The organism is Cognaticolwellia mytili, assembly GCF_002104475.1.
Classification (GTDB): Bacteria; Pseudomonadota; Gammaproteobacteria; order Enterobacterales; family Alteromonadaceae; genus Cognaticolwellia; species Cognaticolwellia mytili.
The window spans coordinates 327,308-344,641 of sequence record NZ_NBOF01000004.1 but is presented as its reverse complement, the minus strand read 5'-3'; the positions used below and the strand labels follow the sequence as shown (position 1 = coordinate 344,641).

Genomic DNA, 17,334 nt, shown 5'->3' with positions numbered 1-17,334 from the left:
CACCTTTATTAGCAAAGTAGAGCTTACTATGAAAGATGATGGAACATCGCAGAAGAAGTCCTCAACGCAGATAATTTCAGCAGGGTTTATAATCATGATGCTGTTTGTAATATTATTTGCTCTTATGGCGTTATATGAAAACAAAAAACACGCTGATCTCAATGATAAAATGTACTGGCACCCATTTTCTGTTAGCAATGCTGTATTAGAAGCAAATGGAAATATTATTTCCATGCATAGGTATATGAAAGATGTGGTACTCGCTCAGAATAAAGATGCTTTAAATACAGCTATTTCTTTAGTAGAACAACATGAGTTAGAAGTATATCGTCATTTTGAATTGATTAAAAAACGTTTTCTTGGCGACAAAGATAAAATCAATTTTGCTTATCGAGCATTTGTTAATTGGAAGTCTATTCGTGACGAGGTCATCGCTTTAAAGCGTAACAGTCAGCATCAACTTGCGGCTGATATTACAACAGGAAAAGGCGCTGCGCATGTCAAAAAATTAAATGAAAAGATGGGGGGGTTAATCGATTTTGCTCGTAATAAAGCCCTTGAGTTTAAAAATAGTAGTCAACAGTCTTATGATTTAAGTAAATCTTACTTTTATTTTTTACTTATTTTCACCATATTACTAGGTGCCATTACCGCTATTTTTGTTATTCTTCTGGTTAGAAAAGCTGAGTATGCTCGTAAAGAAAGCGAAGAACGCTTTGAGACACTTTTTAATAACGCCGAAGTTTCCATTTGGAGTGAGGATTTTTCAGCGGTTATCACCGCACTAGATACTTTAAGACAACAAGGCATTTTAGATCTAAAGAAGTATCTTCACGCACACATTGATTTTGCTTGGGACTTAGTCTCTATGGTTAAAGTTAATTCTGTCAACAATGCAACATTAAAACTTTTTGGCGCAAAAAATCAAACAGAATTTATTCATAACATTGAACGAACTTTTGGCTCGAATGCTATTGACGTTTTCATTAATGAACTATGTGCTATTTGGACTAATCAAGAAACATTTCTTTCTGAAGCTACTCTTCAAACATTGGACGGAAAAGAAATAGAAGCTCTAATATCATTTCAACCACCTTCATCAAGCAATAATTTTCACAATATTCCAATTAGTATCGTTGATATTTCTGAACATAAAAGAAATGAAAAAAAGCTTAAACTTTCATCAAGAGTATTTAGTGATACTCATGAAGGCATAATGATCACCGATGAAAATAGAGTCATTGTCGATGTAAATCCTGCTTTCTCTGACATCACAGGCTATAACCATGGTGATGTTATTGGTAAAAAGCCGAGTGTACTAAGTTCTGGCAGGCATCAAATTGAATTTTATAACGCGATGTGGCAAGAAATTAATGACCAAGGACATTGGCAAGGTGAAATTTGGAACCGTAGAAAAAGCGGCGAAATTTATGCTGAATTACTGACTATCTCTTCGTTGAATGATTCAGATAACCACATAGTCAATTATTTAGGTATGTTCACTGATATAACAAATAATAAACGACAGCAAGAAAGAATGCGTCGAATGGCTCACTTTGATACTCTAACTGGCTTGCCTAATCGAGCACTTTTACTTGATCGCTTTAACCAAGCTATTGCCCATTCTATACGTTCAAACACAATGCTCGCCGTCTGTTTTCTCGATTTAGATAACTTCAAACCCGTTAATGATACCTTTGGTCATGAAATTGGTGATAAATTGCTGATAGAAGTAGCGCACCGTCTTGAACTAGCCGTTAGATCTGAAGATACGGTTTGCCGTCTCGGTGGCGACGAATTTTCAATGCTGCTTGGAGAAATAAAATCAACAACTCAGTGTTATGAACTACTGGAAAGAATTATTCATCCGATCAGCGCTACTTACTTCATCGACGATCACGCTATCAATATTAGCGCCTCAATCGGTGTTAGCCTATCTCCGTCAGACGGGATAGAGCTAGACTCTTTATTACGCCATGCTGATCACGCTATGTACCAAGCAAAACAAAAAGGAAAAAATAGCTTCCAGTTTTTTGATAGAGAACAACTGCAAGTCACAACCCTACAACACAAAAAAACAAAAGAAATTCAGCACGCTTTAGCTAACCAAGAGCTTTGTCTTTATTACCAACCTAAAGTTAATATGGCTTCTGGAAAAGTCATAGGTGTTGAGGCTTTAATTCGTTGGCAACATCCCAGTAAAGGGCTTATTTCACCTATTGAATTCTTACCTTTTATTGAAGGCACAGAAATAGAAATTCAAGTTGGAGAATGGGTGATTAATAGCAGCATGACACAACTCAAGCAAATGAATGATAAAGGCATTAATATCGAAATGAGCGTTAATGTCTCTTCTTTACAGTTTTTAAACGACAACTTCTTTGAAAGTCTTAATAATGCGATCAACCGCCATCCTAGTATCAACGCTCATTACTTCAACTTAGAAGTTTTAGAAAATAGTACCTTAGGAAATTTAGATAAGATTCGAAATATCATCAGCGCTTGCCGTGATGAGTTAGGTGTTAGTATCGCATTGGATGATTTTGGTACCGGGTATTCATCGCTCTCTCACCTTCGTCAACTTCCTGCTGATACAATCAAAATTGATCAAAGCTTTGTGCGAGATGTGTTAATAGACCCTAGTGACTTTGCAATTATTGATGGCGTGATAGGCTTGGCTAAATCATTTAATCGAAATATTATTGCCGAAGGCGTAGAAACAACAGAGCATGGTCTAATGTTACTTTTAATGGGCTGTGATAATGTTCAAGGCTACGCCGTATCAAAACCAATGCCAGCTGAGAGTCTCGTTAAATGGATTGAAAATTATCACCCTAATCAAGTATGGCTAGAGAGTAAACAGGAAGAAATAACACAACAAATTAGAAGAGCAAAGCAATTTGAATTGATACTCAAACATTGGTTTAAAAATATCAATCAATGGATACTTGACGACTTAAAAAAACAAATTAATTTAACGGAGATGGATAATCACTTTTCCAAATGGCTTAGACGCTTAGAAGAAGAACAGTTGTTTGAAGATGCATGGATTAATGCATTAGTAAAATCTTACGAAAATATGCATACCATAGTAAAGAACATTGCCATAAAAGATAAAATAAACATCAACTTTTCAATAACAGATGAATTAAGTCTGCTAGATATCGAATTTAATAAGGCACTTAAAATTTTAGCTTCAATATCAAGTAATTAGTAAGAGAATAACATGGCACAAAAAAGTCTCTTTTACCGTACGACTGCAAATATGATAATGAGGCATATCAAACAAAATGATTTATTGTGGGTTAGGTTTTACCCTTAAAATATAAATAAAGTTTAGTGATTAAAATGTGCACAAGTTATTATGGCTAATCTGAAAACTATAACGACGGTATAACGATAAAACCTGATCAAGAACAATTTATTTTTTGCACTATCACAGGTTATATAAATGTTATTAAAAATGCTCGAGTTATGATCTCTATGAAAATATCATAAAACATTTATTTTTTAATCTATTTAAGCTTTTATGTTGATGTTGTGCCCCGCACTGCCAACTGGTGCGCTTGAGCTCGTAGCAGGGCCAGCACTTTCAATCAACTTCAATGCCATTTTCCCTTCTTCTTCAGCAAGCTCTTTTGCTTTAACTGCCACTTTTAAAATTGTGCCATTACCACCATTTTCAGGGGCAAAACTTGGGGTGTTATTGATACTGATTGACATAAGGAGACTCCGAAGTAAATTAACAACAGTAATTAGACTATTATCGACCAATTTTTATAAAACTTTAATTTAAACCTACATAATTTATAAAATAACTGAAAGACAAAAAAGCAATATATAAAAGATTAGGGGACACAGATGAATTTTGCAATTGTGCTAACATCATCATGCTCAATAATAGTTCCCGCTCTGATTTCCTATCAAATCACAACTGAGGAATTATCCTATGCCTGAGTTAGATACTCTACTCTAAGTAAGGCGGCCAAAGCCGTCTATCGATATAACATACTCAAAAGCTAGTATTAATCATGCTTGACGCTTTATTAGTCGTGATTTTAGCTATTTCAAACATAATACAAACTTAATACAAACTTTTATTACATGCTGCAATGGGGAAAATCAATGCTTTAGTTATTTTTCCATGCTGATTTTTAACTAACGGTTTATTGATATAACCGTCAAACTTCGGTGAATTATTCCGAATAGGTATAACAAAGTTTTTAGCTAAGTTAGCAATAAATCCTACCGATTTTTGTGCTCTTACTTTTTTCTTATTACCAGTATTTACCGCGCCGTTATCTTTTACTAATTCAGCTGTAAAGCTTTTCTCACGACTTGCAGCAACAATACAAATTCGGTGTTCAGCAGCGCGAGAGATCAAACTATAATCAACTTCGCATGACTCTTGTATATCAAAAGGTACTAACAATAAGTGAATATTATTCAACGCCGCAACTTTAATCATTTCAGGGATATTTGCATCATCAGCCGCTAGCATGGCAACAGTAATATTGCCTTGCTCTAATGGCAATTCAACAATATTTAAACTGTCTCCTAGTGTTGTCCATTGATAACGTTGGCAAAAGTGTAATTGCTGTTGCGCAGCAAATAAGCCTTGCTCACTAATGATCACCGCTTGATGCATGCCATCAAGCACTAAACTTGTACAAACGTATTGAAAAGGTCGTAACATTGCACTGACCTGTTCAATAAGTTGCTTACTTAAGCGTTCTATTTCAACTAATTGCTCATTGTTATTGGTGATAGTTTTATCGGCAACAAAGAACAGTTCAGGTAATTGAGTAATATCACTAAGATTATTTTCAATGTAATAACAAACATCTTCAATCGCTTCTTCATTCGACTTATAAGTTGCAAATATCGCGATATTAGCTGTTTCTGGAGCCTCATTGGTTTCATGCTTAACGGTTGAATTCACTTGTTCACTTAATTTTTGATAAAGCGCTGGACGACGTTGTTCAATAATATTAGTGCTGTCTGGGCGATTTTTTTTACTGTCAATACATTCAGATAAATCAATATCAGCAAAAATAAAGCCTTCTTCATTGTTTGCTAATTTTGCTAACACTTTACCCGTAGGTGCAACAATTTGGCTTTGGCCTGACCCTATAAGATGTTCTTGATACTCGTTATTCTGAGTAACTAGTGCTCCTACTTTATTGGCTTGCGCTAAAAACACTTTGTTTTCACAAGCGCGAGCAGGACTATGCAAAGTGCTCTGGTCCATCGCAAATGTACTTAACGAATGAGACAATAATTGCGCGCCACTTAAGGTTAATAAACGTGAGCTTTCAAAGCTGGCACTATCAGTCAACAAACCCATTTTTCCAAATGGTGTTGTTACAGTATTAACAAGTTCAGCATCACTAGCTTTATAAGTAAAAAATTCACTTTCATGCCCGACTAACGCTTGTTTATTCGCTTGGTGAATAAGCTCGCCTTGTGGAGAAAACAGACAGCTAGTTACGCTAATATTGGCTTTACTTTTCAACGAAGAGCCGTCTCGTCGCAAAGTCACATTAATCACGATATAACAGTCATACTTTTTCGCTTGCGCTGCGATACTTTGTAAAAACTCACCGTCAATAACTAATGCTTCATCCCATGCTTGCTGATGATCAACATAGCTAGGTTGAGTATTAGCATATTCAGGCAAAACAATGAGTGATGGCTGACACACGGCGGCTTCATTTATCATACGGATACAGGTTGCTAGGTTTTCTTGAACATTAATAGAGGTGGCAAACTGAGTAACGGCTACTCGCATGATTTATATTTCCATGAAACTAATGAGTGTTTGAAATAGGTAATGCGAAACATTACCACTTATCGAGTAGGTTTTTGTTTTATGATAATCGACAAGCTTATTTTACTGTATTTTGAAGGAATATTACTAATATTTATGACACATAATAGCTAGCAAAGCATAAACTATCAGCAGAAAAACATGAGTTAAAGCATATAGGCTAAAATTAAGTATTGCATTAATAACATTAACGTAAGAAGCCAATAGATTAAGCTATGAACAATTACCAGCTCTCAACTGACAACATTGGCCATTGCTCTTGCCACTTCAATGCTTTGTTTTCATAAATCGTTTGGTTTACCAAGACTTTATTTGGCCTAACACGCAGAGCAAACATATCTTGAAATCCATAAGGCGCAATAAATTCTAGCTTGCCACCTTTCATGCGCATTGCCATACACGCGCCGATAACTGGCCAGGTAGCGATAGATTCTTCAACACTAAGATATTCAGCCTTTGGTATGCCAAATCGCTCTTCATACCATAAGTGTATTCTAGCAACATTTTTAACATCAAAAGGGATTTTGATATCTGTAATCGCTTCGGTGAGTGTACTAATATAGCGATTCTCTGACTGCCAAGTTAAATCGCTGTCATCCCAATAGAGGATATCAATATCTTTTATATAAGCATTAAGCTCATAGTCATGTAGTACATTCCACACATTTTGAAATATTGTACCTGCACCAAGCCAAGCATTGGGTAACGTAGATATTTCATCGAGCACTTTAGGAATACCGTTAATTGTCATAACAAACTCTGACAACAGCTCAGTTTGATTAGCCAGTGATAAATGCTGGCCATTTACCAACTTATTTTTCATGCTAGCGTTAATAGCTTAAATTCCTTTTTTAACTAAATATGTTTTATAACAACTTAACTCAATTGGCATTAGATGACTTTTCTAACACGATACGTGCCCACTTAACTTTTTCTTTATTAGGTAAAACACTCGCTTGATTACATCGTTTGAATATACATTTAAAGCCATAGCGTTCAAAAAGCTCAATGGTATCATGACTGTCGGTTGGAAGAACCTTACTACCGATACCGGGCGGGCCATTTCTTAAAGAAAGAGCACACCGGCCATTATTTTTTATTACCCTAGAAATTTTACTCGCCGCTTTTACTCTCTCCTCTTCACTAAGGTGATGCCAAACCGCATCAATTAGCACAAAATCAAATTTCTTTTCATGTGAATCTAAACATACAAGATCGGGAAGGCTATCGTTAAGCCATATTATCGAAGTACTTTTATAAGTATTGATAGCCGCATTTAAAAAAGCGCCCATTGGCTCTACTGCCGTAACCTTAAATCCGAGTTTATCTAGTGCCGCGGCGTTTTGACCTGCGCCAGAGCCTAAATCAAGAACATGAGAATACTTTACTGGCAAGAAGTTAACAAAATCTTTGCAAACGATATGAAAATCTAAAGCTTGGCTGCTCGCTATAAATAAGGGAATGAACCTTTCATAGCCTTGTGTACCTGAGGTCATTATTTTTGTTACCTATCCCCTAAGACAGCTAAAAATCATGCGTTAATTTATTTTGCACGATTTCTAGCTTTCTTATAAAGTAATATTATTCTTTTAGTGCGATGGTCGCCATTTTCATGGTGCTTTCAAATGATTCTGCCCCAGCAATAAATAATCCATTGTGACAAAACATAGCATCTTCAATACTTGTTACGTCTTGTAGTTCTTTATTAGATAAACCAGCCCAAGATTTAGGTAGTGACTTTCTATCTTCAAACGAACCAAGCTCAACTGGAACGGTTTGAATTCTCCACTGGCCAGAGCCTGATGGATAAATCACGTATAGAGCTTTCTTAGATAAGGTATGCACTGTTGTTTTCCACGGCGTATACTTTTCCAATACAATGACTCTTGGGTCTGCTGCGCTTTCAATGGCTTTAACGACGATATCTTTTGCATTAATGCCACCGCTTGCAGAAGCAATAAAGCGAGCTAAGATGCGTGATGCGAAATCAACTGCTTCATCAAAACAGCTATCAAAATGGCTATCTTCTTGCCAAGTAGGGTTAAACATTGAAATAGTTTGGCTCAGGCTAATACCTTGCGCAATACCTTCAACATGGCCACAATCAACAGCATCAATAGTTGAAACTAAACCTCTATCAACAGACTGCGCGATTTCTGTATTTCCCTGACAGATTTCTACACCATATTTTTGCCAAATTAGCCCGAACGAAGAGTATGGAATACCATTATCTCGCTCACCTGCACCACCACGCTGGTGATGATCAAAACGGCCTGCATCAGCATCATACTCACCACCAACATCAATAACAATATCCGCCTCGGCTATTACAGCTAAATCACGTGTACGTATAAGTTTAAAAGCTGGGAATATATATTTAAGTGCAGCGATACTAAAAACATCATCCGCGTGAAAATTACCATTGTGCGTTACTATCGTTATATCATTCATTAATTTTTTATGTCGCTTTAGAAAAAAGGAAGGGTATCATCAGGTAAATCTTTCATTGTAAAGAACCGATTACCTAATAAAATAATGAAGTGAATTTTATACGAAGATAGTAAGCAAAAACAGTGGATTCTTTTCAACTAAAACTTAAGAGATAGCTCGAAGCTAAGAAAAATATAGTGAATTACCTAAAAACTATACAGTTAAAGGTGTTGAATATCACACTTAATTCAGCACTTGAGTACGACAACACAAAACCTACAGAATTAATAACGTAAGCACACAAATAAAAATTAACATTCTCAGACTTGCGCATAAAAATATATTAAGCCTATCAGCATTGCTAACGACTCGAAATTTTAAACACCCCTCCCTGAACACCACATCAATTGCACATTATCATGCGCGTTATTATTGCTAAAAACTCGTACAAAAAATCACAAAAAAAAGTGCTATATGTCACATTTACTAAAAGATAAAAATTCGTAAACAAGTCCTTATAAAATAAAGCTTTGTTAGAAAATAATTTGAGATCAAAAAAGTATTAAAACACACGATTAAAAGTTGAAAAAATTACAGTTACTTGACCTTAGTCAACAACCTTAAATAATACTCTGTGTCATGCTAGGTAAATGTATTAAATCGATGCATTGACGAAATTAAATTTCGATATCGTTTTTACACATAAAGACAAGTAGCGCTTTATTCTGAAAAGGATTTAACGAGCAAGCGCGACTAATTTAATATAACTCGCGACGTCACTATCGCGCTCTGGGGCAAGTTATGGACATAGATTTTAGCGAAATTAGTTATTTAGTAAACCCATGCAGTCGTACTTTACATGCTGACTATCAGCAATTCCTGCTTTCTCTGATTGGGCTTACTGTTATTGACATTACTGGTGAGAACACGGATGAATGGCGAGTAATATCAACTCTACTACATGGAAATGAACCTTCAGGACTGATTGCGCTTCATCGTTGGCTTACCAGTGAAAATGAATTACCAAAGCCCAAAACGAATATTCGCATCATTATTTCATCTGTCGAAGCAGCGACTCATCAACATCTATTCAGCAGTCGACACCTACCTGATGGTGTTGACTTAAACCGTTGTTTTAATGAAAAAGGCATTAAAAGTAGTAAAGATGACAAAGGCAAACATGTTGATGGCTACATTCAGCGTGCAAAATTAATTGAAAAAGCAATACGTGAGGTTGATCCTACTGCAATTATCGACTTGCATAATACATCAGGTAACGGCCCAGCATTTGCTGTTACTACCTTAATCAGCCCTAATGTTTTATCGATCTCATCATATTTTTGCGATACTTTAATATTGTCTGACATCAACATTGGCGCGATGATGGAACTCGATTTTTCTTGCCCTGTAGTGACTATTGAATGTGGTGGTAGCAATGATGATCAAGCTCATGAGGTTGCTTATAATGGTATTAAGCAATTTGCCAAATGTGACAGCAGTTGCGCCTTACCGCAAGATAAAGCGGTGCAAATACTTTATAAACCATTACGCTTAGTGATTAAACCTGACCGAAAATTGTCCTTTAGCGAGCACGATGAAAACTATAGTGGAGTTACCTTACGAAGTAATATTGAGCAATTTAACTACGGTGGTTGCTGCGAGGATTTATTGTTAGGTTGGCTTGATGATAATGGTTTAGAAAACTTAGAAATGATCAACGATCAAGGTGTGAATGTTATCGATAATTACTTTAAGTTAGTTGATGATAAATTAGTATGTAACACCGGACTAAAAATATTTATGGCATCAAACCAACGCGATATTGCCCGCTCTGACTGCTTATTTTATGTTGTTAACAATGTTAACAACCACTTATAACTAGGTAACGGTTCTCGCCTTATGATATCTAGTTATTTATATATTATAAGGTTAGACTAAGTAGTTTCTCATTATGCTGCGCTAAAACGGCGCCTTAGCAAGTGCTTGTTCGAGTGGAATGTTATTTAACCCTAATTCTCGTAAAGCATGGATAAACTTTAAGGTTTTAAAACTGTCAAACCAAACAATAAGCTGTTTATCAAATTGAGCTTTACTCGCTTTCTGCTGTTTTGTAATAAATGACAACACACCAATGTTTTCTAGTGCTTGCTGCGTAATAGTAGGTAAAAATTTAAGCCATATTTGTGGCTCATCACGATATTGCCATAAGCTATCAAAAGCGAGCAAACAAGTCTTTAGTTCAATAAACACCTTTGGATTATAGTAAGTATAATCTCGCGCTTGTTCTGTTAGCGTAATAATGCTCTTTACTGCTGGTCCTGTGCCAAATGGCACGCGTTCAGACGGACGAGCATCAAGCTTAATCGTCACTTCGGGTATATAAAGCACAGTACCCAATTTCGCCAGTTTATTTAATAAATAAAAGTCTTCGCCTGCGCTACGTTTTGGAAAACCACGAACCTGGCAATAAGCATAAATATCAAAAGATAAAATACTGCCGATAGTAAAGTACGCATATGGTGATTGGGCAAAATGTAAGCCTGCGACATAATAACGTAACGCAGTTTCATATAATTTATTTGCCTGGTGAATTTTAGGTTGTTCACTGTGGTGGTAAAAATTACAGCAAGTCGCAACTGCAATTTTAGCTTCAACTAAGTGAGTAACCGCTATATTTTCAGTTGAATGCGCACTAAAATAATTATCAGGCAAATGGGCATCAGCATCACTTGAGTGGATCCATGGCGACACAATACGGCCACGAAGAAACAAATCAGCAGCGAGATCAGCACCAATTTTCCTTGCCAACCCGACACCTTGCTCTGCAGGAATGGGCTGAGTATAACGGTTAACTAGAAGTACAGCGCTATTAGATTGCGGATTTATACTGCTATTTACTAAGCTAACTAAACGTAAGTTATCCTGTTGCCAAAGCATCAAGCCTAACGCTAAAATGTCTCTCTCTAGATCTACTTGTACTTGTGAATGCTGCTGACCGAAATCACTATCAGGTTGATTAACAACCACAATCAATAAACACTGTTGCTCGGCAAGCGAAGAAGCAATAAAACGCTCAATAAATTGTACTGACTCTTGAAAGGCAGGAATAACGAGTACATGTTGATAGTCAAACTGTTTAGGAAATGAAACCAATGAGGCCACTTCCTGCTCGGCATAATGGGCTAAGTACTTACTACAAGTTTTTTCTAACTGTGCAGCGATGTTCACATTAGCCATACTATCGCTTACTCGCTAAAGCTCGCAGCATATTAATGTAATGCCGCTCTAAAGGGTAACGCAGAACAAATATCCGCTTCAATATCTAAGATTTCATCTAAACGTTGATTAACATCTGCTTGTGGAAAATATTCATAAGCAAGTTCAATAAATAAGTTCTTATGCTTTTCTTCAGATTTGGCAATGCTTTGATATAAGTCTTTGTCTTTGCCTGCGGGCAAAGCTTCAGCGATTAATGAAAAACGCTCATAACCACGCGCTTCAATAACACCAGCAACAATTAATCTATCCATAAAAAACACATCACTACCGCTGCGAAATACTTTTCGTATCTGGTTAATATATGGATCTTTTTCATCGGCACCTAACTGCCCTCCACGAGCATTAATGAGCTTTAATACTTGCTTAAAATGGATCAACTCTTCAATAGCTAGGTCTGCCATAGCCTTCACTACTGACTTACGGTCAGGATAATGAGAGATCATTGACATTGCCATCCCTGAGGCTTTTTTCTCGGCCGCAGCATGGTCAACTAAGAAGGCATCGAAGTCACTAAGGGCAACGTCTGCCCACTCTTTTGGTGTTTGATATTTTAATTCGAACATAGATAGGTTTTGCTATATAAAAATAGAAAGAAATAATGGCCGTATTTTACACGCGAAAAAAAATGCAACAAGATCATTTCAAGTATAAAAACAAATTAATTTTGTTATATTTCTCCAATATTGAGCCTAATTTATATTAATTTTTTGATAAAAGCCGTCGATACCGCTACTGTCGAAAAACTAGCGTATATTTGCATTGAAGCAAAAGCACTTCTTATGTTTTAACGATATACACTGGTATTACTAAAGTCCTAACAAAGAGGCTTAACTTCGTAAAAACACGGTTTTCTCACTTACTAATTTAACACTGAGTGAGTCATCAGAAAATCAACTATAAATAGGTTTCTAAAGTGCTCCAAGCATGGTGGTATTTCAGTAATATGGAATCAACCTTGTCCGATTATCAGCTTTGAGTAAAATTTGTTACTCAAAAAATACTACGTAAAAGAAATCAGAGAATAACGAATATACACCATAGAGTACAATTATCCTCAGCTACATTTGTCGATAACCTTCAACTGATAATCAGTTTAAAACAATAAAAAAGCCAACGACTTTCATCATTGGCTTTTAATTTTCTATAACAGGAAAACGTTACTTGTCAGCGCGCCCCATAAATTTTCGTTCTTCAGTATTCACTTTAATTTTATCACCAGTAGAAATGTGTTCAGGTACTTGAACTGTTAAACCCGTTGATAAAATTGCAGGCTTTGTTCTTGCCGTAGCAGACCCACCCTTAATTGATGGATCAGTTTCAGTGATCACAAGTTCAACACTTGAGGGTAAATCAACCCCGACAGGCACGCCATCAACGATGATAATTTGAATGCCTTGTGTATCTTCATTGATAAATAGAACTTCTTCTTCAATAGAAGATTTATTCAGGTTGTAAGGTGTGTAATCTTCATTATCCATGAAAACATACTCATCACCATCAATGTATGAAAACATTGATGGTCGGCGAGTTAAGTCTGCAAAACTTAACATTTCTTCTGCTTTAAAAGTTTCGTCAACTTTGCCACCGGTAACCACATCGTACATACGCATTCTATACAAACTACCGCCTGCTCGACCTTGTGGAACTGAACGTTCGATGTCTCGAACTATCATTACTTTACCGTTATATTCTATCGCAGCATTCTTTTTTATATCACTCGCTTTTGGCATTAAAAATCATCCTAAATTAATTAATGCAGGAAAAATAGCATGTATTGCTGATTATGCAAGAGAATATATGCTAAATAGCGCGCTATACTGTGCTAGAGCATAGATTGGCTTGAAAATTCTTTAGCTAATTAGAGGCTATTAAGCTATTTTTCAGTTTTGATTTTCTTCATTTTAACGGCCAGATTGAGTTGCCATGATAAAGTAATTTTTTATTACGGTAATAACAGTAACATCAAGTCTCTTAATTCGTAATTTGGCCCCCTTCCGATAATAGAGCGATCATAGCTTGGTAAATTCAGTCCATTAATAAATAATTCAACGCCCCGGTAATAACCGCTACTTGGGCAACAATACAATTTTCATCATCAACTAACGGACTGTCAGGATAAACCTCTGTAGTTGTAACAAAAGGAGCGTTGGTCAAACCCATGCATAAGCCTAATTTACGTGCAGCGTAATTAATCACACCGAATTGCTGCAAAGGAACACCAATTAATTGATTGTCATTGTCAGCAGGTGCAATATGGGTAATTTTTTCAACTGAATCAATAATTGCCTTTTGAAATTTATCTTCAGGTTTAGTGCTGTCTCCAACTAAATAAAAGCCATCAGGTATATTCCAGTTTTTCTGCTCTATTGCGTCTCTTGCTGCAAGTGCGGGTCTAAAATCACTGTTGTCACTATCGGTTGTTTCATGTAAATCAATATGAGCAACAAAATCAATAGCAAGTGACTCAACATACTTCATCACCGCAGCTGACTCGTCAGCAGGGCTACCAGTATAAAAGGAGCGATTAGGGTCAATAGTTAATGGATTCCACCGATTAATTGTTTCGTAACCCCATGGACTAATACATGGCAAAACAACAAAGTTAAATTCATCTTGAAATTCTTCTGCACTGGACTGAACAAAGCGAATCGCGCCTTGCACACCACTAGTTTCATAGCCATGAACGCCGCCAGTGATTAAAACAGAAGGTTTATTTGCCTGCCAATTAGCTGATTTTATGGCGTATAGCGGGTATTTTCCATTGGCATAGTTTAATAAACCATACTGTTCAATAGTAAAATTAGGCTCTAGTGCCGTAACCTTACTAACCACTTCAGCCAAATAACTGCGTTTTACATTTTGCTGATTAAACCACAGTTTTTTTTCGACTTCAGTCCATTTTTCACCTTGTGTACCTATTGGATAAGTTTCTTTTTTTTTCATAACATTACCTAGTTACTCGCACGACATAAAACGCACGGGCAGAGTTTTTATTGATGTGACTATTATACCTAGAGGACACAACATTCAAATATAAGTTAAGGAAAAAATCCAATGTCAGCTTGATTAAGAGCAAGCTTTCATCTGAGATATCTCCTCATTAATCAAAAATCAAATATTTCCAGCGTAATTTATGCTCTGTGTTAATTACACTTCATTAATACATCTAACGATACTTTAGATAAATGCTGCAAAAATAAAGAATTTGTCATAAAATAGTTACAATTAAATAAATTTATTAACAAAAATATCAAAAGGACTTTTATTGTGCGCCAACAAAAACTATCCCTTCTATTAATTTCAAGTTTATTTTGTACTTTTGCGATAAATGCACAAGAACAACCGAAAGCAGAAGATCTGGTCGGAAAAAATTACCTTGGTATTCATGGCACGAGAATAAACACTGATGATGATAGATTAGCACCAAACGACGTCGACTTTATTAAACACGCCAACGGGTATGGCCTTGAGTTCGGTCATCGTTTATCTGAATTTTCAGAGTTAAGACTTTCTTATACCCACCTTAATTTAACCAGAACAGGTTGGGCTCCTAGCACTCCGTCGGGAAAAAATATTGCAGCAAATTATTTATACTTCCCAACAAAACAAAACTTTTATGTTATGGCTGGCGCAAGTGTTATTGACGTGATCGACTCTGATTTATCCGCAAACGTTGGTGCTGGCTATCGTCATTACCTTAGTGAACGCAGTGCCGTATATTTTGAAGGTAATGGTCATTATCAATTCGATAATAAATACACAGATCTAAGCGCTCAAATTGGTTTTATGTACTTCTTTGGTGATAGTGCTAAGAAAGTTGTTCGTTCTGCACCAACCAAAGAACCGGTAACACCCGAGCAAACAACTTCTGCTGTGGCGGATAGCGACAATGATGGAATCATTGATAGTAAAGATCAGTGTAAGTCGACTCCTGCAATGAATAAAGTTGACCACAAAGGTTGTACAATTTTCACTGAAGAAAATGATGAATTACATTTACAAGTTAACTTTGATAATGCTAAAGCCGTGGTGAAAGCAGAATACTTAGACAAAATTAAAGTTGCTGCTGACTTTTTAGCAAAGTATCCACATACCTCTTTAGCTATTAAAGGGCACACATCTAGCCAAGGCCCTGCAGCTTTTAATAAAACACTTTCGCAACAACGTGCTGATGCAATAGTTGCTGTTTTAACTGACAAATTTGGTATTGATGCTTCACGTTTAACAGCACAGGGCATGGGTGAAGAAGCGCTATTAAATATGGCTAACAATGCTGCTGCACATGCTGAAAATAGACGTATAGAGGCAAAAGTTGGTGTAAAAACTAAAGTGGCTGTTCAACGTTAATTGTAAAAAATTTAAATTCAAAACGCTGATATCATTATTTGATAACAGCGTTTTTTTATTTCAAAAATTTGCTATCAGTCATATTTTTAAGCTAAAACTAGAACACCTATAAAGTTGTCTTAAGGTTATCGTTAATGTCAGAAATATTTATACAGCTATTAAATGACATACGCCAGTGTACACTTTGCCAAGAGTTTTTACCGCTGGGAATAAATCCTGTATTACAAATATCGCCTACAGCCAAAATTATTATTGCTGGCCAAGCCCCAGGTATAAAAGTACATCAATCAGGTGTTCCATTCGATGATAAAAGTGGTGAGCGATTGAGACAGTGGTTAGATATTGATAAGGCAACTTTTTACGATAAGAATATTTTCGCCATTTTACCAATGGCATTTTGCTATCCCGGTAAGGGAAAATCAGGCGATTTACCGCCAAGATCAGAGTGTGCAGAAAAATGGCGTGTTCGGCTACTTCAACAATTACCAGATATTGAATTAATCATTACCATTGGAACTTACGCGCAGAATTGGCATTTACCAGATAAAAAAGAAAAAACTTTAACAGAGACAGTTAAAAATTGGCAATACTTTTATAATGAAACTACCCCTACGATAATACCGATTCCACACCCTAGCCCAAGAAACAATATTTGGTTAAAGAAAAATACTTGGTTTGAGCAGGACGTTGTTCCGACGCTACAAGCACATGTTCATAAAATAATAAACAAATAGCCTTACTTAATGACAAACAATAATGTTATTTCCAGCCCAATTTTTCAACAAAATCATTATCAAGTGTTTTAGCAAATTGTTTTGCTTCAATAGCAACCTCTTCTAATAACCTTTGCTCTTCATTTTTTGGTGTAAATGATGGCACTTTAATTGGGAAGCCTGATTCATCAATTGCCATAAAAGTAATAAAACAACGATTAGTGACAACAGAGCCACTCTCTTTAGGATCTCCAGCTCTAACAGCCACGTATATATGCATACTTGTTTTTCCAGTATGAACAATTTGTGCTTTCACTACCACCATTTGTCCAACGAGAATAGGCCTAATAAATCGAATGCCATTGGCAGATACAGTCACACAATATCGTTTGCTCCATTTAGCAGCGCAGGCATACGAAGCTTGATCAATCCACTTCATGACCATACCACCATGAACCTTACCGCCAAAGTTAACATCAGTTGGTTCCGCCAAAAAACAAAATTCAATAAAATTATTCTTATCCATAAAGCCGGCTCAATTAAACGTTTGAATTTATTAAATTAATATAGCTAAATATATTTTTTTTACCAATTTTCGCACTCATTTTGCTCAAATAAATGCTAGCCATCTCAAAACCGAGCTAATACAGCTAAAATTGTTAATTAAATCATCGACAATCTATGCTAGTTTAACCCCACCACGATTATTGTGACGGAGCTGGCTGCAAGTAAGCC

General features: G+C 36.2%; 14 protein-coding genes. 4 read left to right on the top strand and 10 right to left on the bottom strand.

Translation table 11 applies throughout. From position 1 onward, the window contains the following. Positions 1-28 precede the first annotated feature (28 nt). A complete protein-coding gene (locus B7C41_RS15075) occupies positions 29-3,214 on the top strand; it encodes an EAL domain-containing protein (RefSeq protein ID WP_085299774.1) in 3,186 nt (1,061 codons plus the stop codon). A gap of 305 nt (positions 3,215-3,519) precedes the next feature. On the opposite strand, the gene B7C41_RS15070 is transcribed toward B7C41_RS15075, so the two are convergent. The 5 genes from B7C41_RS15070 to B7C41_RS15050 form a co-directional block, all read right to left on the bottom strand. Then, positions 3,520-3,723, bottom strand: a complete 204-nt coding sequence (locus B7C41_RS15070; protein WP_085299773.1) for a hypothetical protein — start codon at positions 3,721-3,723, stop codon at positions 3,520-3,522. Between the two features lie 361 nt (positions 3,724-4,084). Continuing rightward, positions 4,085-5,791: a nitrilase-related carbon-nitrogen hydrolase gene (locus B7C41_RS15065; RefSeq protein ID WP_085299772.1), complete on the bottom strand. Its 1,707-nt coding sequence runs from the start codon at positions 5,789-5,791 to the stop codon at positions 4,085-4,087. 262 nt (positions 5,792-6,053) lie between these two features. Further along, positions 6,054-6,653, bottom strand: a complete 600-nt coding sequence (locus B7C41_RS15060; protein WP_085299771.1) for a nucleotidyltransferase family protein — start codon at positions 6,651-6,653, stop codon at positions 6,054-6,056. Between the two features lie 58 nt (positions 6,654-6,711). Beyond that, a complete protein-coding gene (locus B7C41_RS15055) occupies positions 6,712-7,326 on the bottom strand; it encodes a class I SAM-dependent methyltransferase (protein ID WP_085299770.1) in 615 nt (204 codons plus the stop codon). 85 nt (positions 7,327-7,411) lie between these two features. Beyond that, the gene (locus B7C41_RS15050; RefSeq protein WP_085299769.1) at positions 7,412-8,281 is read right to left on the bottom strand and encodes an MYG1 family protein; all 870 of its coding nucleotides are present in this window, start codon (positions 8,279-8,281) and stop codon (positions 7,412-7,414) included. 780 nt (positions 8,282-9,061) lie between these two features. On the opposite strand from B7C41_RS15050, the gene B7C41_RS15045 reads away from it, so the two are divergent. After that, complete coding sequence (locus B7C41_RS15045; RefSeq protein ID WP_085299768.1) at positions 9,062-10,138, top strand: M14 family metallopeptidase; 1,077 nt, start codon at positions 9,062-9,064, stop codon at positions 10,136-10,138. An 81-nt stretch (positions 10,139-10,219) separates the two neighbouring features. Here B7C41_RS15045 and B7C41_RS15040 read toward each other — a convergent pair whose 3' ends face one another. From B7C41_RS15040 to B7C41_RS15025, 4 genes are all read right to left on the bottom strand, one after another. Beyond that, positions 10,220-11,497 (bottom strand): glycosyltransferase family protein, encoded by a 1,278-nt coding sequence (locus B7C41_RS15040; RefSeq protein WP_085299767.1) that lies wholly within the window; start codon positions 11,495-11,497, stop codon positions 10,220-10,222. Between the two features lie 32 nt (positions 11,498-11,529). Beyond that, entirely contained in the window at positions 11,530-12,102 is a 573-nt protein-coding gene (gene miaE, locus B7C41_RS15035) for a tRNA-(ms[2]io[6]A)-hydroxylase (protein ID WP_085299766.1), read from the bottom strand. Between the two features lie 594 nt (positions 12,103-12,696). Then, complete coding sequence (gene efpL / locus B7C41_RS15030) at positions 12,697-13,269, bottom strand: elongation factor P-like protein EfpL (protein WP_085299765.1); 573 nt, start codon at positions 13,267-13,269, stop codon at positions 12,697-12,699. Positions 13,270-13,564: 295 nt separating this feature from the next. Next, positions 13,565-14,482: a M14 family metallopeptidase gene (locus B7C41_RS15025; RefSeq protein ID WP_085299764.1), complete on the bottom strand. Its 918-nt coding sequence runs from the start codon at positions 14,480-14,482 to the stop codon at positions 13,565-13,567. Between the two features lie 324 nt (positions 14,483-14,806). Between B7C41_RS15025 and B7C41_RS15020 the strand changes: the two genes are divergently transcribed. After that, entirely contained in the window at positions 14,807-15,886 is a 1,080-nt protein-coding gene (locus B7C41_RS15020; protein WP_085299763.1) for an OmpA family protein, read from the top strand. A 134-nt stretch (positions 15,887-16,020) separates the two neighbouring features. Then, entirely contained in the window at positions 16,021-16,620 is a 600-nt protein-coding gene (locus B7C41_RS15015) for a uracil-DNA glycosylase family protein (protein WP_085299762.1), read from the top strand. 25 nt (positions 16,621-16,645) lie between these two features. Here the strand turns inward: B7C41_RS15015 and B7C41_RS15010 are convergent, their stop codons facing one another. Continuing rightward, complete coding sequence (locus B7C41_RS15010) at positions 16,646-17,125, bottom strand: acyl-CoA thioesterase (protein WP_085299761.1); 480 nt, start codon at positions 17,123-17,125, stop codon at positions 16,646-16,648. Between the last annotated feature and the right edge of the window lie 209 nt (positions 17,126-17,334).